The 21,450-nt window shown below is 65.7% G+C and carries 16 protein-coding genes; 8 read left to right on the forward strand and 8 right to left on the reverse strand.

Annotated elements, in window-relative coordinates:
- The first annotated feature begins 108 nt into the window (after positions 1-108).
- A complete protein-coding gene (locus tag HTY51_RS07220) occupies positions 109-558 on the forward strand; it encodes a DUF2721 domain-containing protein (protein WP_174252106.1) in 450 nt (149 codons plus the stop codon).
- 28 nt (positions 559-586) lie between these two features.
- On the opposite strand, the gene HTY51_RS07225 is transcribed toward HTY51_RS07220, so the two are convergent.
- The 4 genes from HTY51_RS07225 to HTY51_RS07240 all read right to left on the reverse strand — a co-directional run bounded on the left by HTY51_RS07225 (position 587) and on the right by HTY51_RS07240 (position 4,842).
- Positions 587-2,560, reverse strand: a complete 1,974-nt coding sequence (locus tag HTY51_RS07225) for an AsmA family protein (protein WP_174252107.1) — start codon at positions 2,558-2,560, stop codon at positions 587-589.
- A gap of 280 nt (positions 2,561-2,840) precedes the next feature.
- Positions 2,841-3,668 carry a Rossmann-like and DUF2520 domain-containing protein gene (locus HTY51_RS07230; RefSeq protein ID WP_174252108.1) on the reverse strand — a complete coding sequence of 276 codons (828 nt, stop codon included), beginning with the start codon at positions 3,666-3,668 and terminating at the stop codon, positions 2,841-2,843.
- Between the two features lie 8 nt (positions 3,669-3,676).
- Positions 3,677-4,255, reverse strand: a complete 579-nt coding sequence (locus HTY51_RS07235) for a chromate transporter (protein WP_174252109.1) — start codon at positions 4,253-4,255, stop codon at positions 3,677-3,679.
- Positions 4,252-4,842, reverse strand: coding sequence for a chromate transporter (locus HTY51_RS07240; protein WP_174252110.1), 591 nt, complete (start codon positions 4,840-4,842; stop codon positions 4,252-4,254). The genes HTY51_RS07235 and HTY51_RS07240 overlap by 4 nt, the downstream gene beginning before the upstream one ends.
- A 200-nt stretch (positions 4,843-5,042) precedes the next feature.
- Between HTY51_RS07240 and HTY51_RS18510 the strand changes: the two genes are divergently transcribed.
- Complete coding sequence (locus HTY51_RS18510) at positions 5,043-8,078, forward strand: EAL domain-containing protein (protein WP_217448252.1); 3,036 nt, start codon at positions 5,043-5,045, stop codon at positions 8,076-8,078.
- Positions 8,079-8,088: 10 nt separating this feature from the next.
- Here HTY51_RS18510 and HTY51_RS07250 read toward each other — a convergent pair whose 3' ends face one another.
- Positions 8,089-8,871 carry an MgtC/SapB family protein gene (locus HTY51_RS07250; protein WP_371733864.1) on the reverse strand — a complete coding sequence of 261 codons (783 nt, stop codon included), beginning with the start codon at positions 8,869-8,871 and terminating at the stop codon, positions 8,089-8,091.
- Between the two features lie 186 nt (positions 8,872-9,057).
- Here HTY51_RS07250 and HTY51_RS07255 point away from each other — a divergent pair, with 186 nt between their 5' ends.
- The 3 genes from HTY51_RS07255 (at position 9,058) to HTY51_RS07265 (ending at position 15,147) form a co-directional block, all read left to right on the forward strand.
- Entirely contained in the window at positions 9,058-9,918 is an 861-nt protein-coding gene (locus HTY51_RS07255; protein ID WP_174252111.1) for a phosphate/phosphite/phosphonate ABC transporter substrate-binding protein, read from the forward strand.
- A complete protein-coding gene (locus HTY51_RS07260) occupies positions 9,915-12,740 on the forward strand; it encodes an EAL domain-containing protein (protein ID WP_174252112.1) in 2,826 nt (941 codons plus the stop codon). The genes HTY51_RS07255 and HTY51_RS07260 overlap by 4 nt, the downstream gene beginning before the upstream one ends.
- 85 nt (positions 12,741-12,825) lie before the next feature.
- The gene (locus HTY51_RS07265) at positions 12,826-15,147 is read left to right on the forward strand and encodes a YgiQ family radical SAM protein (RefSeq protein WP_174252113.1); all 2,322 of its coding nucleotides are present in this window, start codon (positions 12,826-12,828) and stop codon (positions 15,145-15,147) included.
- 1 nt (position 15,148) lies between these two features.
- On the opposite strand, the gene HTY51_RS07270 is transcribed toward HTY51_RS07265, so the two are convergent.
- Positions 15,149-16,000: a CoA transferase gene (locus HTY51_RS07270; protein ID WP_174252114.1), complete on the reverse strand. Its 852-nt coding sequence runs from the start codon at positions 15,998-16,000 to the stop codon at positions 15,149-15,151.
- A gap of 153 nt (positions 16,001-16,153) precedes the next feature.
- Here HTY51_RS07270 and HTY51_RS07275 point away from each other — a divergent pair, with 153 nt between their 5' ends.
- The 3 genes from HTY51_RS07275 (at position 16,154) to HTY51_RS07285 (ending at position 19,288) form a co-directional block, all read left to right on the forward strand.
- Positions 16,154-16,972, forward strand: a complete 819-nt coding sequence (locus HTY51_RS07275) for an HD-GYP domain-containing protein (RefSeq protein WP_174252115.1) — start codon at positions 16,154-16,156, stop codon at positions 16,970-16,972.
- Positions 16,972-18,549, forward strand: coding sequence for an ATP-binding protein (locus HTY51_RS07280; RefSeq protein ID WP_174252116.1), 1,578 nt, complete (start codon positions 16,972-16,974; stop codon positions 18,547-18,549). The genes HTY51_RS07275 and HTY51_RS07280 overlap by 1 nt, the downstream gene beginning before the upstream one ends.
- A gap of 115 nt (positions 18,550-18,664) precedes the next feature.
- Positions 18,665-19,288 carry a response regulator gene (locus HTY51_RS07285; protein WP_174252117.1) on the forward strand — a complete coding sequence of 208 codons (624 nt, stop codon included), beginning with the start codon at positions 18,665-18,667 and terminating at the stop codon, positions 19,286-19,288.
- A 12-nt stretch (positions 19,289-19,300) separates the two neighbouring features.
- Here the strand turns inward: HTY51_RS07285 and HTY51_RS07290 are convergent, their stop codons facing one another.
- Together HTY51_RS07290 and HTY51_RS07295 are read right to left on the reverse strand one after the other, a co-directional pair.
- A complete protein-coding gene (locus HTY51_RS07290) occupies positions 19,301-20,854 on the reverse strand; it encodes an ATP-binding protein (protein ID WP_371733865.1) in 1,554 nt (517 codons plus the stop codon).
- Positions 20,851-21,423: a heme NO-binding domain-containing protein gene (locus tag HTY51_RS07295; protein ID WP_174252119.1), complete on the reverse strand. Its 573-nt coding sequence runs from the start codon at positions 21,421-21,423 to the stop codon at positions 20,851-20,853. Before HTY51_RS07295 ends, HTY51_RS07290 begins: the two co-directional genes overlap by 4 nt.
- Positions 21,424-21,450 lie beyond the last annotated feature (27 nt).

Here is a 21,450-nt window from a genome sequence, read left to right on the forward strand (position 1 = left end):
GTGCGTCTTTATAGGCACAAACGCGGCGTCTGTCTTCCCCTGTTTGTGGGAGGGCCCCTGGGGTGATAATCGGCGCGCATTCCCTCCCGACCCTTTACGAGTACGCGCATGGCCCTTTTCGTCGATTCCGGCACCGTGACCCACGGCATCCAGCTGGCCGTGGCGCCGGTGTTCCTGCTGACCGCCGTCTCCGGCATGATCGGCGCGGTGGCCGGGCGTCTCTCGCGCATCATCGACCGCGGCCGGGTGCTGGAAGAGAAGCTGCGACTCAATGTCGAGCCCCTGCTGGCGCCGCAATGGACCGCCGAGCTGGCCATGCTGCGCACCCGCGGCAAGCTGGCCAACAGCACCATCGGCCTGCTGACGCTGTGCGCCTTCATGATCGGCCTGACCATCGTGGTGCTCTTCCTGGGCGAGACCACGGTGTTCCAGATCGAACGGCTGGCGATCTACGCCTTCCTGGCCGGCGTGAGCTGTTTCATGGCCGCGCTGTGCTGCTTCTTCGCCGAGACCCTGCTGGCCACGCGCGCGCTCAAGTTCGGCCAGCCGGGCGAATAAGGCGCGCGGCCCTGGCCCGGGTCCCTGATCAGCGCTTCAGGAGGTTCCTGAGCTTGTCGCCGGCCTTGTCCTTGAGCTGTTCCTTGGCCGCTTCCTTCTTGGCGTCGAGCTTCTGCTGGGTTTCCTGCTTGAGTTCGGCCTTGCGCTGGCTGGCCACGCTGCCGAAGTCGATCTTCCAGGCGATGGCGCTGTAGGGGCCGGTGAGGCGCACGGGGATGGTCAGGCCCTTGAGTTGTTCCAGCTCGGGGCCGCCCTGGCCCTGCAGGGTGGGCACGACGGTGGCCTTGACGGTGTAGTCCAGCCGGTCTTCGGCCAGGTAGATGTTGCCGGCGCCGCCCAGGCGCAGCAGCGGGGTCTTGGCCGACAGGTCGTCGTTGCGCGCCACGCCGTTGCTGATCTTAAGGCTGGCGATGAACTCGGTGAAATCGGTCTTCTGCTGGGCCGTGGCCTGTCCCTGCGGCGCACTGCCTCCGAGCTTGGCCTTGACGTTGCGCAGGGCACCGGCGATGTCGATACCGTTGAGGGCACCGTCGGCCAGCTGCACGCCGGCCGTGCCGTTGAGGTTCTGCTTGAACTGGGACACGGTGTTGCCGCCGGTCGTGAGGTCCAGCGCGACATTGCCGCGGCCCTCCAGCGGCTGCTGGCCCAGTGCGTCCTTCATAAGCGGGCCAATCTGGATGCCGCGCAGGTCCAGCTTGGCGCCCAGGCGCTGCCCGCCGCCAGCGTCGGCGTAGAGATTGCCGTTGACGCCACCGCCGTACAGCGTGGCCGTGACGGGCTTGAGTTCGGCCCGGCCGCCCTGGGCCTTGAGCTGCAGGCGGATGCTGGCGGCCTTGAGGTTCATGATCTTGAGCGAGCTCACCTTGAGCGCGCCATTCAGATCCAGCCCCCGCAAGGGCGCCAGGTCGATGACGGGCTCCGGCCCGGCGGCCGGTGCGCCGGCCGCCGGGGCCGCAGCGGGCTGGCCCTTGGGCAGGTAACGATCGGCGTCGAGGTCGCCCAGGGCGAGGTCGAAGCGGATGGCGGGCTGGGCAAACTTCTGCACACCGGCCTTGAGGGCCAGCGTGGTGCTGTCCAGCGTGCCGTCCAGCGCCAGCTGCACGGCCTCGCGCGCCAGGTCGACCGAGGCCTGGCCCTGGGCCTTGAGGCTGAGCGTGCCGCCGGCCGGGTTGGGGGCGGTGAGGTCCAGGCTCAGGCCCGTGGCTTCGATGCGATGCGCCGAGGCGTCCACGCCGGCCAGGCCGAGCTTGAGTTGCAGTTCGCGCTGGCCGGCCGCGCTGCCGCCCAGCTTGAAGCTGAGGTTCTCGAAGCGGACCTTCTGCTCGGCCAGCGCGGGCCGGAAGTCGCTCTGCAGTGTCAGCTGCAGTGCCAGCGCGGGTTGTGTGCCCTGGATGCCGGCGCTGAAGTCCAGCCGGCTTTTCTGGCCTTCGGCGATGGGGCCGGTGCTGAAGTTCAGATTCGAGACCGTCAGCTGCTGGCCGCTTGCAGCGTCGCGGTAGTCCAGGCTGGCCTTGCTGAGGGTGATGCCGCCGATATTTAGCAGGGGCAGGGTGGCGGGGGCGGTGGATGCCGGCGTTCCGGATGGCGCAGCGGACGGCGCGCCCCTGGACAGCAGGTCGTCGAAGTTGAAACGGCCCTGGCGGTCACGCAGCAGCTTGACGCTCAGGCCGTCGACCAGCACGCGGTCGACTTCCACCTTGCGGGAGAACAGCGGCAGCAGCGCCACCGAGACCTTGACCTGCTGCGCGGCGGCGAAAACCTGTTCGCTGCGCGGCTCGGACAGGGACAGCTGGCCCAGGTCGGCACCGATGCGCGGGAACAGGGTGAGCCGGATCTCGCCGGGGATGGACAGGGTGCGCCCGGTCTCTTCCTTGACCAGCTTGATGATCTCGGGCTTGTAGTCGTTGGGGTTGAAGGTAGCGACGATGAAGGCCGCCACGGCCAGCAGCAGCACGACGGTGGCGGCAAGGGCGATGAGGAGGGCTTTGAGGGTTTTGTTCATGGCTATGGTCGGCTCGGCAGGGTTGCCTGTGAGGATAACGCAGCTACCCGGCGCAGCGGTGACAAGCGTGACTCTGAACTCGTGAAGAAATCGTAGCGAGCGGTCCGAGCGCAAGGCGGACGGAGCGCAGCCACCGGAACGTACTTCCTGTACGTGAGGATGGCGACAACGCAGTTGCGGCGTAGGCTAACTTTTGCGCAGCAAAAGTTAAGCGCAGCGGCCGGAGCCAACACCGCCCAACGCGGCGATCGGGCCGCGCAGTAGATTTATTCACGAGTTCTCAGAGTTGGCCGTCGCGCGCCAGGCGTGCTGCCAGTTCACTGAGGGCGGTGTAGGCCGCGCCGGCCTGTGCGTCCCAGACGGCCACGGCCTGGCCCTGGCGCTGCACCAGTGCGGTGTCGCCGCGCGCGGCCGGGCCGGTCAGCGCGCCGGCCGGCCCCAGGGCCAGCAGGTTGTCGACCGCGTTGCGCAGCAAGGTAGCGCGCAACTGCGGCAGCAGTTCGGCCGGCACCCCGCTGTCCCGCCACAGCGCTTCGGCCGTGGCCTGCAGCACGGGCAGGAAGTTGGTGGCGAAGACGGCGGCCGCGTGATAACGCAGCTTGTCGGCCGAGTGCAGGGTGAAACAGCGCGCCCCGATGGCACCGAGCAGCGGCTGCAGCGCCGCGACGGCGGCTGCATCGCCTTCGAGCGCGCAGGGTGTGCCGGCGAACTGCAACACGGCCGTGGCCGGCGTGGCGAAGCTCAGGATGTTGTGCGCGCTGGCGATGGACCAGCCCTGGGTTTGCAGGGGCGCGAGTTCGGCGGCGGCCAGCGCACCGCTGGCATGGAAGGCGGTTGCCGGCGGCAGACCCGCACCGGCCAGGGCCTGCGCGCTGGTCGCAATCTGCCGGTCGGGCACGGCGATCAGCCAGTAATTGGCGGGCCGCATGTCCTCCAGGGTGGCGGCAGCACGGCCGGCACCGATGAAGTCCACTGCGGCCCGGGCGCTGGCGGGCGAGGTGGTCAGCACGTCCTGCACCTGCAGCACGCCCAGCGTGTGCCACAGGTGGCCCAGCGTCTTGCCGACACGCCCGCCGCCGAGCAGGTTGAGTGTGGGCCGCGCCGCCATGGCCGGGCTCAGACGATGCCGAACCAGCCCAGCAGGCCGCCGAGGCCCAGCAGCCACAGCAGGTGCAGGCGGGTGCGCCAGACGATGACGGCGGTGAGCACGGTGATCAGCCACAAGGGCCAGTGGCGTGCCGGGTCGCCGTTCACGCTGGCCAGGATCCAGCCGGTGGCGATCAGCAGGGCGATCACGATGGGCGCCATGCCCAGCTTGAAGGCCCGCACGGCGCGCAGCTCGCGGTTTGCATGGCTCCAGCGCGCCGTGACGTAGACCAGGATGGAACTGGGCAGGATGATGCCCAGCATGCAGACCAGCACGCCGAACAGGGCCCAGCCGATGCCGCCGGCGTTCAGGCCCAGATGCCAGCCCAGCAGGGCCACGAACAGGATGTTGGGTCCGGGCGCGGACTGGGCGATGGCGATGGACGCGGTGTACTGGGCGTCGCTGAGCCAGCCTTGCTGGTTCACGAGGTAGCGGTGCATGTCCGGCGCGGTGGTGATGCCGCCGCCCACCGACAGCAGCGAGAGTGTCAGGAAGTGTGTGAAGAGCTGGAGCCAGTCGCTCCAGCCGAGGTCCAGCACGGGGCTCATGCGGCCGCCCCCTTGCCCAGCTGGCGGTAGGCCAGCACGCAGGCCACGCCGCCCAGGCCCAGCAGCACATAGACCAGCGGCCAGCGCAGCAGCGCCACGGCTACGAAACACAGCAGGCCCAGGGTGCTGTTGAGGGCGATGCTCAGGGGGCTGTTCTTGAGCGATGCGGCCAGCCTGAGGCCGGTGGCCACGACCAGGCCCGCTGCCACGGCGCCCATGCCGCGCAGGGCGCCGATGACACCCGGATGGCTGGCGTACTGGGCGTAGAGCAGGGCGATGGACAGCACCACGATCAGGGGCGCCGTGAACATGCCGGCCAGCGCCGCCAGCACGCCGGGCACGCCGAAGTGGCGCCCGCCGATCATGATGGCCAGGTTGACGATGTTGGGGCCGGGCATGACCTGCGCCACGGCCCATTCCTCGACGAACTCCTCGTTCGTGAACCAGCGTTTGCGCTCCACCAGTTCGCGCTGGGCGATGGCCAGCACGCCGCCGAAGCCCTGCAGGGCCAGCACGGTGAAGGAGACGAAGAGGTCGGTCAGGGACTTGGGTTGTGTGCGGGGCGCCACGGCATTCGATGATTCCATGGTGTGATTATCAACCTTGCTTGTCCCTGCGGCCGGACTGTGGGAGACTGGTTCGCATGCGTGGGGAGGTATCGGGAAGGGTGCCGCTTCTGGCACCGCAAAAACTTTCACAGGCTCCGCATCCACGTCTGTCTGCCGCTGTCTTGATGTCCCGATCTTCCGTAACGCGTGAGCTGTCCCTGACGATCTGGGGACTTTTCGTGGCCTTGCTGCTCCTGCTGTGCGCACTGGGCTACATCGCCATGCGGCTGGCGGCCGACCGGCTGGTGCCTATCCTCGCGCAACAGACCGTGGCCTTGCAGGCGCAGGCCGGACAGGCCATCTTCCAGCAGGCCGAGCAGAGTGTGCAGAGCCTGCGGGACGAGCTGCTGCAACGGCTGGAGGCGCAGCAGCCGGATGCCGTCTCGCGCCGTTTTTCGGCCCTGTTTGTCCGCAGCCCGGATGGCTTGTGGCGTCTGCGGCCGGCGCAGATCGATACCCTGCGCGCCCCGACCCTCTATCTGCGTCATGGACCGAAGGGCCCGGATGATTCGGTGCGCCGGCGCGCGGTGGTCAGTTACGAGCTGCTGCGCGAGCGGGGACCGGCGCTGGTACCCCCCTTCTTTTCGGTCTATATGGATTTCGTCGAAGACGGCCTGATGGTCTATGCGCGCGGGATCGACTGGGGCGGATCGGCCGACGCCCAGGCCAGCAATGCGGCCTACCCGACGATGACCGGTTCGCAGCCGGCCCGCAATCCGCAGCGCAAGCGCTTCTGGACACCGGTCTATTACGACGAGCAGGCCAAGGCCTGGATGGTGTCGGTGATCCAGCCCCTGGACTGGCGCGGCCAGTGGGTGGGCACGCTCGGGCATGACATCACCATCGACACCCTGCTCGATGCCGTGCAGAGTCGCAGCGCGGAAGGCGGAACGCAGCTGATCCTCGGCAACGCGGGCGAGCTGATCGCCCATCCCGAGTTGCGCGAGCGCATTGCTGCCGCCCAGGGGCAGCTGCAGATCGCCAGCCTGCAGGACCCCCTGCTGAGCCAGGTCCAGGCGCTGCTGGGCCAGCAGTCCGCCGACAGCGGTGTCGGCCGTACCGGCGATGGCAGCCATTGGGTGGCCTGGTCACGAATCCAGGGGCCCGGCTGGTACCGGGTGATGGTGCTGCCGCAGTCCCGTGTGGACGGCGTGCTGATGTGGGGCCTGGCGATCCTGTTCGGCATCGGCCTGCTGGGCATGCTGCCGGTACTCTGGTTCATGCGCCGGCGCGTCCACGGGCTGATCCGGCAGCCGCTGCAGCAGCTGACACGCGCGGTCGACGAGTTCGGGCAGGGCCGCACGCCCATGCCCATCGCACTGGCCGAGCGCAACGAGCTGGGTCGCCTGGCCCGGGCTTTTGATGCCATGGTGGCGGAACGGGATCAGCAGCGGGCCCTGCAGCTCAGGCATGCGCACGAGTTGCAGGGCGAGGTGAACGAGCGCCGGCTGGCCGAAACCCGCGTGCGGGAACTCAACCAGGCCCTGGAGAAGCGGGTGAGCGAACTGAAGGTCGCCGACGACTCCCGCCGCCAGCACCTGAGCGGCCTGGAGGAGGAGCGGGCCCGGCTGCTGGCCCTGCTGGGGGCCATGAACCTGGGCATCATGTTCGTGACGGCGGACAACCAGGTCCAGTACTACAACCCCACCTTCCTGCGCATCTGGATGATTGCCGAGGACCTGGAACTGGTGGGGCACTCGGCCAACGAGGTGCTGGACTACTCGAGCAACGAGCTGTCGCGGCCCGACCACTTCTCCCGCCATCTGCTGGACGTGCTGGAGACGCACGAGGTCTCCAGCAGCTACGAGATCACCATGAGCGACGGTCGCGTGGTCACGCAGCTGTCCTATCCGGTGCGCGATGCCGACGGTCGTTTCATCGGGCGCCTCTGGGTGTACGAGGACGTGACGCGCGAGCGGCAGACCGCCGAGCAGCTGATCTACCTGGCCGAACGCGATGCGCTGACCGGCCTGTTCAACCGGCGTCGTTTCGAGGATGAACTCGGGCGCTTTCTCAAGGAGTCGGAGCGGCACCAGCGCCAGGGGGCGCTGCTGTTCTTCGACCTCGACGAGTTCAAGTACATCAACGACACCTTCGGCCACCGTGCCGGTGATTCGGTGCTGATCCGGGTGGCCGGGGAGGTAGGGGCGCTGACGCGCAAGAACGAGATCTTCAGCCGGCTCGGCGGCGACGAGTTCGCCGTCCTCATGCCCGACGCCAGCGAAACCGATGCCGAGCGGCTGGCCGAGCGCATCGTGCGTGCGGTCTCGCAGATCCCGTTCCGGCTGGAAGGGCAGAATTTCCGGCTGACCACCAGCCTGGGCATCGCCCACTACCCGAAGGATGCCGGCGGCGCGGAGGAGCTGATCGCGCATGCCGATGCAGCCATGTACCAGGCCAAGGAGACCGGCAAGAACGCGTGGTGCAGTTACCGGCCCGAGCGCGATGCCTCGCGCGAGATGATCACCCGGCTGACCTGGAACGACCGTATTGCGCGCGCCTTCGAACAGGATTTGTTCCGCCTGCACTACCAGGGGATCTACCTCGCCAGCGGTGGCGGGCTGTCGCACCTGGAGGCCCTGATCCGGATGGTGGACGAGACCGACACCACCCGTCTGATCATGCCCGGGCATTTCATCGCTTATGCCGAAAAGAGCGGCAAGATCCTGGAGATCGACCGATGGGTCGTGAAACAGGGTATTGCCATGCTGGCCGCCTCGCCGCAGGTACCGGCACTGGCCATCAACATCTCGGGCCGTTCCTTCGACCAGCCGGATTTCCCGCTGTACATCGCCCAGCAGCTCCAGCAACAAGGCGTGGCTGCGCATCGTCTGATCGTGGAGCTGACCGAGACATCCGCCGTGTCGGACTTGCAGGATGCCGAGCGCTTCATCGAGGCCTTGCGCCGGACGGGCTGCAGCACCTGCCTGGATGACTTCGGTACCGGCTTTGCCTCCTTCGCCTACCTCAAGCACCTCAAGGCGGACGTGCTGAAGATCGACGGGCTCTTCATCCGTGACCTGCCCAACGAGCGCGACAACCAGGTGTTCGTCAAGTCCATCGTCGATGTGGCGCGCGGGCTGGGCAAGCGCACGGTGGCCGAGTTCGTCGAAGACGAGGAAACTCTGCGCATGCTGCGCCAGATGGGGGTCGACATGGTGCAGGGCTACTACCTCGACAAGCCGCAGGAGCGGCATCCGGCCCTGGACCGTTGACGGCCGCGGTTCAGTTGCGGGCGTAGTTGAGCTGGAAGTCGGTCACGCCCTCGAAACGGGCGATCTGCTCGGACAGGGTGGAGATCGGCATCATCCGCTGCCGGTTGCGCGCCACCGCGACGAAGGACCATTGCAGCACGCCGTCGTTGCATTCGATGGCTATGGTGCCCGAGGCGATGTCGTAGCCGCGCTCGCCAGCCATCTGGCAGAGCGCCGGTTCGCTGGGTGCGAAACCGGGCCGGAAGCGCAGGGTGATGGCCACGGCCTGGCGCGAGGGCAGCCAGGTCTCCAGCCGGGAGATCCACATCATGGAGAAGGCCGACAGCGCGGCCAGGGCGATGGCCGCGGCATAAAAGCCCACACCGACCAGGATGCCGATGACCGAGGCCGCCCACAGGGAGGCGGCCGTGGTCAGGCCGCTGATGTTGAAACCCTCGCGCATGATGACGCCGGCACAGAGGAAGCCGATGCCGGTGACGATGCCCTGGATCACGCGGCTGGTGTCGGTGGCCGTGCCCAGCAGGAAGTTGCCGCCGAACCAGGCCGAGGAGTAGCCGCCGATGACGGTGAGCGCGGCCGAGGCCATGCAGACCAGGCCGTAGGTGCGCATGCCGGCGGCGCGGCCGTGGTAGGCACGCTCGTAACCCACCAGCAGGCCCAGCAGCAGGGCGCCCAGCAGGTTGAAGAAGACCAGCACATTGGTCTTGATCATGGGCGTGGTCCAGAAGGCGGCGAGGGTGTCGAAGGTGGGCATGGTGATCCTGGCGTCCGTGGCGGCAAACCGATGAGCCATTCCATTGTGCGGCCGGAGCTGCAGCTTGCCAAGCGGCGGGCCGCTGCTGCAGGTGTAGGGCCGGTGTGCGCCAGTGATGAATAGTCGACAAAACCGCATCCGATTTGACGGCGCCGCTTGTCAGGCCTGTTTCCCCTGTGAGAGACTGGTCCGCAACAAGACGGAATAGGCCGTGACATGTCGGACATGACGAGGCGCAGGGAACTACTGGTGGGCATGGGCGTGCTGGGCATGGGTGCCTGGCCGCTTGCCCTGCAGGCCCAGCTGGGGCCATTGGGCCGGCCCTTGCAGCTGGGTGTGCTGCCCATCACCAGCACGCGTGTGCTGCTGCGCAACTACGCACCGGTGCAGGCCCATCTGGAACGGGTCCTGGGACAGAAGGTTGAACTGGTCACGGCCGCCGACTTCCGGACTTTCCACGCCAACACCCTGCAGGGGCAGTACGACCTTGTGGTGACGGCCTCGCACATGGGGCGGCAGGCCCAGGTGGATGCCGGATGGGTGCCGCTGGTCCGGTACACGGCCCAGCACCGGACCCTGCTGGTCAGTGCGCGCGAAAGGCCGCTCAAGCAGATCGATGAACTGAAGGGGCGCAGCCTGGCGGGGCCCGATCCGCTGACCCTGGCCGGCACCGAGGCCTTGAACTGGCTGCAGGCCCGCGGGCTGCGGGCTGGGGTGGACTACACCCTGATCGAAACGCCCACCCCCAGCAGCGCCGTCCACGCGCTGGTCAACGGCCAGAGCTTGCTGGCCGTCAGCACACCGCAGGGCATGAAAAACACGCCTGAGCCCCTGCGCGAGCAAGTCACCGTGTTTGCCACGCTGCCCGAACTGCCCAGCCTGCTCTGGCTGGCCCATCCGCGCCTGGCCTCGCAACAGGCCTTGCTGAAAGCATCGCTGCTGGGGCTGAACGAACCTGCCGCCGGCGTGGCTGCGTTTTTCGAGGCCACCGGCTACCAGGGTGTGCGGGAGGTGCAGGCAGCGGAGCTCGCGATCACCGACAAGTACCTGCCGCGTCTGCGGGAAAGCATGAAAGCCGGTCGATGAATTGGTTTCGTACGCGATCGCTGCGCACGAAACTGCTTTTGGCCAGCCTGCTGGTGCAGGTCCTGATGCTGGGCCTGCTCGTGGTCAACAGCGCGCGCATCGCCGGTGACGCCCTGCAGGAGCGCGTCGAACTCTACAACGCCGAACTGGCCACCCTCTTCAATGCGGCGCTTGCCGCCCCCATGGCCGAGCGGGACTATGCCACCCTGAGCGAGATCCTGACCGAAGTCCAGCAGGGTGGGCGGGGGGTCACGTACCTGGTGCTCAGTGACCCCAAGGGGCAGCGGGTGGCCGGGGCCGGCTGGCCCGTGGGCCAGGCCTTGCCAGCAGTCCAGACCCACCTCGATTTTTCCCGGGCCCGCGGCGAGGTGCTGGACCTGGCCCTTGACATCCGGCTTAACAGCCTGCCCTACGGCACCCTGGCCTACGGCCTGTCCATCGAGCATCTGAACCGCACCCGGGCCCATCTGCTGCAGCAGAGCCTGCTGATCGGCCTGGGGGGCGTGGCGCTGTCCATGCTTCTTTTGTCGGTATTGGCCTATTTCCTCACGCGTCACCTCAGCCGCCTGAGCGCGGCGAGCGGGCGCGTGGTCGAGGGGGATTTCAGCGTCCGTCTGCCGGTGGAATCCGGCGACGAGGTCGGGCAGTTGACACAGACCTTCAACCGGATGTCCGAGGCCGTGGAGGAGCGGGTCGCGGCACTGAGCGCCAGCGAGGCGCGTTTCCATGCGATTGCCGACTACACCTATGCCTGGGAGAGCTGGTTTGACGAGACCGGCCGGCTGCTCTGGGTGAACCCCTCGGTCGTCAACGTCACAGGGTATGCGCCGGCCGAGTGCATGGTGATGCCGGGTTTCCCGGCCTGCCTGGCCGAGCCTGGGGATCGCCTTGCGCTGGACCATGCCCTGCAGGACGCCTTGCAGGGGCACGGGGAGCGCTTCGAGTTCCGGCTGCGCCACCGCCACGGGCATCTGGTCTGGGTGGCCATGTTCTCGCAGATCATCCTGGGGCCACGACAGGAAAAAATCGGGGTGCGCACCAGCATGCTGGACATCACGCAGCGGCGCCAGGCCGAGGAGGCGCTGCAGATAGCCCTGGTGGACCTGAAGGTGGCCGACGAATCCCGGCGCCATTACCTGGCGGGCCTGGAAGAGGAACGCGCCAGGCTGCTGGCCCTGCTGGGGGCCATGAACCTGGGCATCCTGTTTGTCACGGCGGACAACCAGGTCAAGTACTACAACCCGACCTTCCTGCGGATCTGGATGATCTCCGAGGAGATCGAGCTGGTCGGCAAATCGGCCAACGAGGTGCTGGACTATTCCAGCAACCGGCTGTCCCGCCCCGACCATTTCTCGCGTCACCTGCTCGAGGTGCTGGAGACGCACGAGATGTCCAGCAGCTTCGAGATCACCATGAGCGACGGCCGGGTGGTGACCCAGCTGTCCTACCCGGTGCGCGATGCGGACGGGCGCTTCATCGGCCGGCTGTGGATCTACGAGGACGTGACCCGGGAACGCCAGACCGCCCAGCAGCTGATCTACCTGGCCGAGCGCGACGCGCTGACCGGCCTGTACAACCGGCGTCGTTTCGAGGACGAGCTGGCGCGTTTCCTCAAGGATTCCGAGCGGCACCAGCGCCAGGGCGCGCTGCTGTTCTTCGACCTCGACGAGTTCAAGTACATCAACGACACCTTCGGCCACCGCGCCGGCGACTCGGTGCTGATCCGGGTGGCCGGGGAGGTGGGGGCGCTGACGCGCAAGAACGAGGTTTTCAGCCGGCTCGGCGGCGATGAATTCGGCGTGCTCGTGCCCGACGCTTCAGAGGAGGATGCCATCCATCTGGCCGAGCGCATCGTGCGTGCGGTCTCGCAGATCCCGTTCCGCCTGGAGGGGCAGAACCTGCGGCTGACGACCAGCCTGGGCATCGCGCACTATCCGAAAAACGCTGCCAATGCCGAGGAGCTCATCGCCCATGCCGATGCCGCGATGTACCAGGCCAAGGAGTCGGGCAAGAACGCCTGGAGCGTCTATCGGCCAGAGCGCGATGCCTCGCGCGAGATGATCACCCGGCTGAACTGGAATGACCGCATTGCGCGCGCCTTCGAGAAGGACCTCTGGCGCCTGCATTTCCAGGGTGTCTACCATGCGGACAGCGGCAAGCTCTCGCATCTGGAGGTGCTGATCCGGATGGTGGACGAGACCGACACCACACGCCTGATCATGCCCGGGCATTTCATCCCCTACGCGGAAAAGAACGGGAAGATCCTGGACATCGACCGCTGGGTGCTGCGCCAGAGCATCGACCTGCTGGCGCGACGGCCTCACATGCCACCCCTGGCGGTCAACATCTCGGGCCGTTCCTTCGACCAGCCGGCCCTGCCGCATTTCATCGCGGAAGAACTCGGGCAGCAGGGGGTCGCCCCGGAGCGCCTGCTGGTGGAGCTGACGGAAACCTCGGCGGTCTCCGACCTGCAGGACGCGGAGCGTTTCATCGAGGCCCTGCGCAAGACCGGCTGCGGCACCTGCCTGGATGACTTCGGCACCGGATTTGCCTCCTTCGCCTATCTCAAGCACCTCAAGGTCGATCTGCTCAAGATCGACGGCCTGTTCATCCGCGACCTGCCCAATGACCGTGACAACCAGGTCTTTGTCAAGTCCATCGTCGACGTGGCCCGTGGCCTGGGCAAACGCACGGTGGCCGAGTTCGTGGAAAACGAGGAGACCCTGGTCATGCTGCGGCGTTTCGGGGTCGACATGGTCCAGGGCTACCACCTGGACAAACCCCAGGAGCAGCATCCCGCGGTCGACCGGCCCGCCACATAGGCCTGCGCGGCGTAAGCGCAATATCGGCCTGCACCTCGTGCGAGCGGGTAAAAACGTACACTTCAGGGTTGCTCCCCGCCGCCCCATGAACGCTCCCGTCGACGTCTCCCTCTTTCCGCGCGCCGCCAAACCGCTGACCAGCTACCGCAAGTACTGGGCCGCGCGCTTCGGCACGGCCCCCTTCCTGCCCATGAGCCGCAAGGAGATGGAGCAACTCGGCTGGGACAGCTGCGACATCATCCTGGTCACCGGCGACGCCTATGTGGACCACCCGAGCTTCGGCATGGCCGTGATCGGCCGGGTGCTGGAGGCCCAGGGTTTCCGCGTGGGCATCATCGCCCAGCCCGACTGGCAGAGCGCCGACCCCTTCAAGGTGCTGGGCAAGCCCAATCTGTTCTGGGGCGTGACCGCGGGCAACATGGATTCCATGATCAACCGCTACACGGCGGACCGCAAGATCCGCAGCGACGACGCCTATACCCCGGGTGACGTGGGCGGCAAACGGCCGGACCGTGCGGCCATCGTCTACAGCCAGCGCTGTCGCGAAGCCTACCCCGAGGTGCCCATCGTGCTGGGCGGCATCGAGGGTTCGCTGCGCCGCATCGCCCACTACGACTACTGGAGCGACAAGGTGCGCCGTTCCATCGTGGTGGACAGCAAGTGCGACCTGCTGCTCTACGGCAACGCCGAGCGGGCCCTGGTCGAGGTGGCGCACCGCATCGCGGCGCGCGAGCCGGTGCAGCAGATCACCGACGTGCGCGGCACGGCTTTTGTCCAGCGCCATAGCCCCGAGGGCTGGTTCGAGATCGACTCGACCGAGGTCGACACGCCCGGCCATGTCGAAGAGCACATCAACCCCTACCAGACCACGTCCGAGCAGGCCGCGGCCCAGGGCCAGTCCTGCAGCAAGGAAGAGGGCGGTTCCGCGCCCGGCGTGAACCCGGCCATCCAGCCGCTGACCTTCATGGCCAACCCGGCGCTGATGGGCAAGGGCTCGATCCGTCGCCTGCCGCGTGAGCGTTGCGTGATCCGCCTGCCCAGCTACGAGCAGGTCAAGTCCGACGCGGTGCTTTATGCCCACGCCAACCGCGTGCTGCACCTGGAGACCAACCCCGGCAATGCACGCGCCCTGGTGCAGGCGCACGGCGAGGGCACGACGGCACGTGATGTCTGGATCAACCCGCCGCCGATTCCGCTGACCACGGCCGAGATGGATTACGTGTTCGGCCTGCACTACGCCCGCAGCCCGCACCCGGCCTATGCCGACGAAAACGGGGGGCACGACGCCGCCACCAAGATCCCGGCCTGGGAGATGATCCGCTTCAGCGTGAACATCATGCGCGGCTGCTTCGGCGGCTGCACCTTCTGCTCCATCACCGAGCACGAGGGCCGCATCATCCAGAGCCGCTCGGAGGATTCGGTGATCCAGGAGATCGAGGACATCCGCGACAAGGTCACGGGTTTCACCGGCGTCATCTCCGACCTGGGCGGTCCCACGGCGAACATGTACCGCATCGGCTGCAAGAGCCCCGAGATCGAGGCGGCCTGCCGCAAACCCAGCTGCGTCTACCCCGGCATCTGCCAGAACCTCAACACCGACCACAGTGCGCTGATCCACATGTACCGGCGCGCCCGCGCGCTCAAGGGCGTGAAGAAGATCCTGATCGGCTCGGGCCTGCGCTACGACCTGGCGGTGAAGTCGCCCGAGTACGTGAAGGAACTGGTGCAGCATCACGTGGGCGGTTACCTGAAGATCGCGCCCGAGCACACCGAGGGCGGCCCGCTCTCCAAGATGATGAAACCCGGCATCGGCAGCTATGACAGGTTCAAGCAGATGTTCGAGAAGTTCAGCGCGGAAGCGGGCAAGAAGCAGTACCTGATACCCTACTTCATCGCGGCCCACCCGGGTACCAGCGACGAGGACATGATGAACCTGGCGCTGTGGCTGAAGAAGAACGGTTTCCGCGCCGACCAGGTGCAGACCTTCTACCCCAGCCCCATGGCCACGGCCACGGCCATGTACCACACGGGCCTCAACACCCTCAAGGGCGTGCACCGCGACGAGCGGGGTGAGAAGGTCGACATCGTGCGCGGCGAGAAACGCCGCCGCCTGCACAAGGCCTTCCTGCGCTACCACGATCCGAACAACTGGCCGCTGCTGCGCGAGGCGCTCAAGACCATGGGCCGCGCCGACCTGATCGGCAACGGCAAGCAGCACCTGATCCCGACCTTCCAGCCGCTGACCGACGGCGGCTACCAGAGCGCGCGGCGCAAGAATTCCACGCCTTCGGCGGCCAAACCGGCCGCGAAAACACCGGCCAAGGGCCGCATCCTGACGCAGCACACCGGCCTGCCGCCGCGCGAGAACGGCAGCGCCAGGGCCAAGCCGGCGCGCAAGCCGCGCTGAATCAGTTTCTGGGCAAGGTGTGCAGCGGCAGGTCCAGCCGCTGTGCCAGCGCATCCAGCGTGCGGCGCGTCTGCTGCGCAAACCAGGCTTCCAGCGCCTTGCGGGTGGCCGGCGCCAGCATGTTGGCTGCCTTCAGGCCGGCCGCCGCGCACAGGGCCTGGGCGAAATGCGGCTCCAGCGCGGCCACGGCCACGCGGCCATCCTTGCAGGCATAAACGCGGTAGCCGGCATGGGCGCCGCCCACCGCTCCCTTCGCCGTGGTCAGACCCCAGTGCCGCGGCCGGGCCAGCCAGGCCACGGCATCCGTCAGGGCCACTTCGTGCCGCGTGCCCATCCCGTTTTTCTGCCGCAGCATCAGGGCGCTCAGCACGGCTTCACTGGCCAGCAGGGCACCACCCATGTCGGCAAACAGTGTCGGCGGCAGGTTCAGGCCCTGGACCAGGCCCTGCTCGGCCATGTAGGTCAGGTCATGGCCCGGGATTTCGGCCAGGGGGCCCGGTGCGCCGACGATGCTCACCAGGTTCAGGGCCGGGTACTGGCTGTGCAGGGCGGTCCAGTCCAGACCCAGGCGCTTGAGCGCCGAGGGCCGGAAGGAGGTCAGCAGCACGTCGGTGCGGGCCAGCTCGCGCGCCAGGAGCTTGCGGCCGGCCTCGCTCTTGAGGTCGGCCTGCAGCACGCGCACGCCGGCGTGCAGTTCCTCATAGGCGCGGGTTTCATAGCTTTGCATCGGGTCCCCTGCAAGGGGCTCGAACTTGCTACAGCGCGCACCCATGGCCTTGAGGCGTTGCAATGCCGCCGGGCCGGGTAGGTTCAGGGCCAGACTGATCACCGTGGTCCCATGCAATGCTTTCATGTTTTGTTCATCCCTTATTTTACAAATTGATAAAAATATATAAAATGCAATTTATGAAATTTAATTTCGGCGCTCGAAGCCTGTTTTCAATCGATGGCCACGGCGTCTGGCCGGATGCCATATCGGGTACCCGAGGCGCCAAGGAGCGCGACCATGTCTGATTCTGGCGCAATGGGGACGATGCGTGCGGTGCACAAGCACGTCACCGCACTGGCCTTCTCGGATTCGAATGCCGCCATGGCGCAGCTGAGCCGCTACACGGATGATCTCAAGCGCCTGTTCCGGGAAAAGGAGGCGGCCTTGCAGCAAATCGAGCAAGCCCACTTCAATTCGTTGACCTTGCTGAGCCGTGCGGCCGAATACCGTGACGACGATACCGGGGTGCACATGGACCGGGTGGGTGCGCTGTCGGGCCTGCTGGCGGAGCTGGACGGGCGCAACAGCGAGGAGGTGCGCTTGATCCGGCTGGCGGCGCCGATGCATGATATTGGCAAGATCGCCATCCCCGACAACGTGCTGAAGAAGCCTGGCGGTTTCACGATCGAGGAACGCCGCATCATGAACAACCACACGTACTATGGCGCCGAGATCCTCGGACAGTCGGACATTCCGCTCTTCAATATGGCGGCCGCCGTGGCGTTGACCCACCATGAGTGCTGGGATGGTTCCGGCTACCCGCGCCAGCTGCGCGGCACCGAGATCCCCTGGTGCGGACGGGTCGTGAGCATCATCGATTTTTTCGACGCACTCACCATGCAGCGGGTCTATCGGCCGGCTTTCAGCGACGAAACGACATTGCAGATGCTGCTGGCGGAACGGGGGAAGAAGTTCGATCCCGGTTTGCTCGACCTGTTCGTGAGCAACCTGGACCGATTCATCCACCTGCGAGACGACATCAACGCGGCAGAGCGCGAGCACGCGGCCTTGTTGCGCTCCGATGCGACGCAGCTAGCCTGCGACATGGGACTGTGATGGCCGACGAACGCGAGGTCGCCGCTTCCCTGGTGCTTGACGCCAGCCAGCTGGCGCGCACCTTTCCCTTCCATCTGGTGCTTGATGCGGACCTGCGGGTGCAGGCCCTCGGCCCGAGCCTGTGCAAGCTGCTGCCGGACCTGCAGCCCGGCGCGCAACTCTGCGACCATTTTTCGGTCAGCCTGCCGGAGTCGTCGGCGACCTTCGGGCAGTGGTGTGAAGGCGTTGGCGAACTCGTGATCCTCAAGTCGCAGCACCACCCCGATCTGGTGCTGCGCGGTGCGATCGAACGCCACGGGCCGCAGCGCCTGATCCTGCTACTCACCGCGGTGATGGGTAGTTTCGAAGAAATGCGCCAGGTCGGCCTGGGGCTTCGGGACTTTGCCCTTCACGACTCGGTGGCCGAAACCATCAAGGCCAGTCACACCCAACTCATGGCAGCCCAGGAGGCGGATTTCAAGATCGCCCGCCTGACTGCCCGCAGCGAGGAGCTGCGCGCCATGCTGGAATTGGGCGACAACGGCATCCTGTATGCCGGGCCCGACGGGCGGGTCACACACGTCAACCGGCCCCTGCAGCAGATGTTCGGCATCGACGAGAGCCGGGTGGACCGCTTGACACTGGATGATTTCGAGCGCCACCTGATGGAGATGCTGGCGCCCGATGAAGTCGCGCGCCATCCGGTGTCGGACATGCTCGGCGACCTGGGGGCGGCTGTCGGCCGCGACGGTTTCGGGAGGCGCTCGCACCGCATCCGTCTGGTATCACCGCGCCGGCTGACGCTGCAGATGAGCGCCGGCGTCACGGCAACACACGACATCGTGCTCTATTTCCGCGACATCACCAGCGAGACCGAGGTGGACCGCATGAAAAGCGAGTTCCTGTCCACGGCCGCGCACGAACTGCGCACGCCGCTGGCTAGCATCTTCGGGTTTGCCGAACTGATGATCTCGCGCACGATGTCGCCCGAGCGTCAGCAGGAGCTGCTGGGCACCATCCACCGCCAGTCACAGCTGCTGATCAACCTGATCAACGAACTGCTGGACCTGTCGCGCATCGAAGCCCGCCAAGGCAAGGACTTCCACCGCCAGTATCACCGTGTCGAGACCCTGGTGCACCAGACCATCAAGGGCCTGCTGGTGCGCCAGGACAAGCGCCAGGTCAAACTGCGTCTGCCGCACGGGGCCGAATGCATCATGGTCGATCCCGAAAAGACCATGCAGGCGCTGCTCAACGTCCTCTCCAACGCCTTCAAGTACTCGCCCGACGGCGGTGACATCACGATCGAGACTCGGCTCAAGGATCTGGTCGACGTGCCCCATGTCGGCATCCGTGTCACGGACCACGGCATGGGCATGAGCTCCGAGCAGCTCGCACGTATCTTCGAGCGCTTCTGGCGCGCCGATCCCTCTGGGGCCATTCCTGGGACCGGGCTGGGCATGAGCCTGGTCAAGGAGATCATCGAGCTGCAGGAGGGGCATGTGGAAGTGAGCAGCGTGCCGCAGCAGGGCACCGCGGTCACGCTCTGGTTCCCGCTGGTGCCAGATTTCGTACTCTCGCGCCCGTCCGACATCTAGTGCCGTGCTCCTGCGAGCGTGCAGCACGAAACGGGTCCATGAGCCCGGTGCTGCCCGCCCTGGCGGCCACGCTAGATAGAATGTGCTGCGCTGCAAACCTGTAAAACTGCCACAAATGAGAAAAATAGCCGGCAACGATGAACTCATGACCACGCGAGAGGCCGGGGAAGCCTTGGGTGTGGCCGTGCGCACGGTGCAGCTGTGGGTGGAGTCCGGCGTGCTGCCGGCCTGGCGCACGGCCGGTGGGCATCGGCGTATCGCGCGCAGCGCGGTGGAAAAACTCATGGCCGAACGCACCCGGGTGATCGATGGTCATGCGTCGGAGCACAAGCCCTCGGCACCGGCGGCCCTGAAGCTGCTGGTGGTGGAGGATGATCCCGATCTGCTGCGCCTGTTCACCCTGGTCGTCGAGGGCTGGGACTTCCCGGTGCAGTTGAGCACGGCGAACAACGGTTTCGACGGCCTGGTGCGCATAGGCCAGCTGCAGCCCGACATGGTCGTCACCGACCTGAACATGCCGGGCATGGACGGTTTCCAGATGGTGCGTTCGCTGAAGAAGGCTGGTTCCGGCTTCGCCAATCTGGCGGTGATCGCCGTGACCGCCCTGAGCAAGGGCGACATCCAGGACCGCGGCGGCCTGCCGGCCGGCGTGGCCGTGTTCCAGAAGCCGGTCCCCTTCCAGGAGATCGAGGCCCTGGCGCGCGACCTGCATCGCAAGCGCCGGCCGCTGCCGGCCTGAGCGGCGGCGGTTTCAGCCGAGCGGGCTGCCGTCCGGCATCGGTATCCACAACCGGGCCGTCGTGCCGCGTCCGGCGACGCTCTCGAGTTCCACGCGGCCTTTGTGCAACTCCGCGATTTCCTTGACCAGACTCAGCCCCAGACCGGTTCCCGGGATGTTGCCGGAGGCGTCGGCGCGGTAGAAGCGTTCGAAGGCGCGGGCCAGCTGCTCCGGTGTCATGCCCATACCCTGGTCCCGGACTTCGAGCAACGCGTAGTCGCGGCCTTCCTGCGCCATGCAGCCTGCCGTGAGCGTGACTTCACCGCCTTGCGGCGAGTACTTGAAGGCATTGCTCAACAGGTTGTTGAGGGCCAGTTGCATCTTTTCCGGATCGATCAGAACCGGGACCATGGGGATCTCACCCACGACGACCTGACGTTCGTCCTCCCCTCGCATCAGGCCGCGCACGCTGAGTTCTACCAGCTCGACCAGCGGATGCTCGCTAATCTTCAGGTCCAGCCCTCGGCGCGACTCGATGCGCGCGAGGTCGAGCAGCTCGTTGATCATCTTGACCAGCAGACCAGACTGACGATGTATCGTCTCCAGCATGTCAGTGCGCCGTTCTGGGCCGAAATCCCGCTTGAGCAGTAGCTCTGTAAAACCGAAGATGCTGACCATGGGTGTGCGCAGTTCGTGAGCTGCTGCAGCCAGAAACTCGCTTTTCATGCGGTCAACTTCGAACTCTACGGTAACGTCGCGCAGGTAAAAGGCGTGATTGCCATCACGGCTGCTGCATTTGCGCATCGCAATGATTCGTGGTTTGGGGTGTTTCAGTCGAATCAGCTGCGGATCACCGTGCTGTTCGTCAGTTGAACTGCAGTTTGTGCTCAGATCGAAATAGTCCGGACTTTCTTGCTCAGCGGCCAGTAGCGAGCGAATATGCGTCTCGAGCATTGGCGCTGTTGCCCTTGAAAGATCAGTTCGGCTAAGGCCGAGCATCGACAAAAAAACACCATTCGCGTGTTTTACGAGGCCAGACGGATCGAGCAGCAATATCCCGTCCTGCCCCAATTCCAGTATCGTGTTGAGCTGTTCTGTCCGCCGCTGCAGTCGCATTGCCAGCTTCTCGCTGTCATCCAGCGACGTTCGCATCGAGCGGGACAACAGGATCATCTCGCCAACTGCATCGTGAGGCGCGAAGTCTACAAAATTCAATCCGTGCTGGCGCATTTGCTCTGCCGATTGCAGAACAGGTGTCAGCAGCAGAAGCACGCAACCATCTTCCATGATTTCAGCGTTACCCCTGAGACGGAGAACCGGGTTTGTGCGTGAATGAAGTGTGCAGATTTCATGGGGGCCATACTGGCGCCAGTCATCGACATTGCGCGCCTCGGAAGGTCGAACGAGCAAGAAATCCTGCTCCAGTCGGCTGCCGATCTCCAATGTGGTCAACGCTTTACGCAAGGATCTTCCGATCGCGCGAACTCTCAGTCGCTCGTCTAGCTCAAGGAAAAATGGAAAAGCCCTTTCCAGGCGATCCCTGTCTAGACCGCAAGATTGTGTTGCCGGTATGGTCGTGGTGCTCACTGCTCTTCCGTCTGAGCATGTGATTTTTCGATCACCATGAAAACTGCGTGGCCCGGTGCTATATCACCCGCCGACAGAAGGCGCTCGACATGGACGGTTTGCCTGAAGCGCTTGGCCAACCCACGTACCAGTCCTATCACCATCGGGGCCAGAGTCGGACGTTCCGAATCGTAGTGGAGGAGAAATTCCCCTGGACGTATATCTTCAACACGGAATCGTGGAAGCTTCATTTGCGTGAAGATACCTTCGACTCGACCGTGCATGAGATTCAGGTTGCCGAGAAACTCACGAAGATCATTGCCTCCGGCGTCTAGAAGCTCTCCGTACCCTTCGTCAGCGGTGTACAGCACCCAGTACTCGCCAAAAGCCTCAAGCACCTGTGTCTGCGTGATCGAAAGTTCCACGCTGACTGCCTCCACCAGCCGGTAAGTGATGTCATCGTCGTAAGGACACATTGCGATGAAACCATCGCTGCTGATGCCTGCATGCAGGCATACTCTTTCCCAGGCGATATCTCCCTTGCTGGCAATAACCAGTTGCTCGATCGCACGATTGACAAGTCCGTACATGAATGACTCCGTAGTTTCGTGATGAAA

The organism is Rhodoferax sp. BAB1, from assembly GCF_013334205.1.
Lineage (GTDB): Bacteria > Pseudomonadota > Gammaproteobacteria > Burkholderiales > Burkholderiaceae_C > Hylemonella.

Excerpts from the sequence above, each read along its gene's own strand:
- HTY51_RS07280 (WP_174252116.1), top strand. The coding sequence starts at position 16,972 with ATGGCCGACGAACGCGAGGTCGCCGCTTCCCTGGTGCTTGACGCCAGC.
- HTY51_RS07235 (WP_174252109.1), bottom strand. The coding sequence starts at position 4,255 with ATGAGCCCCGTGCTGGACCTCGGCTGGAGCGACTGGCTCCAGCTCTTC.
- HTY51_RS07255 (WP_174252111.1), top strand. The coding sequence starts at position 9,058 with ATGACGAGGCGCAGGGAACTACTGGTGGGCATGGGCGTGCTGGGCATG.
- HTY51_RS07250 (WP_371733864.1), bottom strand. The coding sequence starts at position 8,871 with ATGGCTCATCGGTTTGCCGCCACGGACGCCAGGATCACCATGCCCACC.
- HTY51_RS07275 (WP_174252115.1), top strand. The coding sequence starts at position 16,154 with ATGTCTGATTCTGGCGCAATGGGGACGATGCGTGCGGTGCACAAGCAC.
- HTY51_RS07220 (WP_174252106.1), top strand. The coding sequence starts at position 109 with ATGGCCCTTTTCGTCGATTCCGGCACCGTGACCCACGGCATCCAGCTG.
- HTY51_RS07225 (WP_174252107.1), bottom strand. The coding sequence starts at position 2,560 with ATGAACAAAACCCTCAAAGCCCTCCTCATCGCCCTTGCCGCCACCGTC.
- HTY51_RS07230 (WP_174252108.1), bottom strand. The coding sequence starts at position 3,668 with ATGGCGGCGCGGCCCACACTCAACCTGCTCGGCGGCGGGCGTGTCGGC.
- HTY51_RS07285 (WP_174252117.1), top strand. The coding sequence starts at position 18,665 with ATGAGAAAAATAGCCGGCAACGATGAACTCATGACCACGCGAGAGGCC.
- HTY51_RS07240 (WP_174252110.1), bottom strand. The coding sequence starts at position 4,842 with ATGGAATCATCGAATGCCGTGGCGCCCCGCACACAACCCAAGTCCCTG.
- HTY51_RS07265 (WP_174252113.1), top strand. The coding sequence starts at position 12,826 with ATGAACGCTCCCGTCGACGTCTCCCTCTTTCCGCGCGCCGCCAAACCG.
- HTY51_RS07295 (WP_174252119.1), bottom strand. The coding sequence starts at position 21,423 with ATGTACGGACTTGTCAATCGTGCGATCGAGCAACTGGTTATTGCCAGC.
- HTY51_RS07260 (WP_174252112.1), top strand. The coding sequence starts at position 9,915 with ATGAATTGGTTTCGTACGCGATCGCTGCGCACGAAACTGCTTTTGGCC.
- HTY51_RS07270 (WP_174252114.1), bottom strand. The coding sequence starts at position 16,000 with ATGAAAGCATTGCATGGGACCACGGTGATCAGTCTGGCCCTGAACCTA.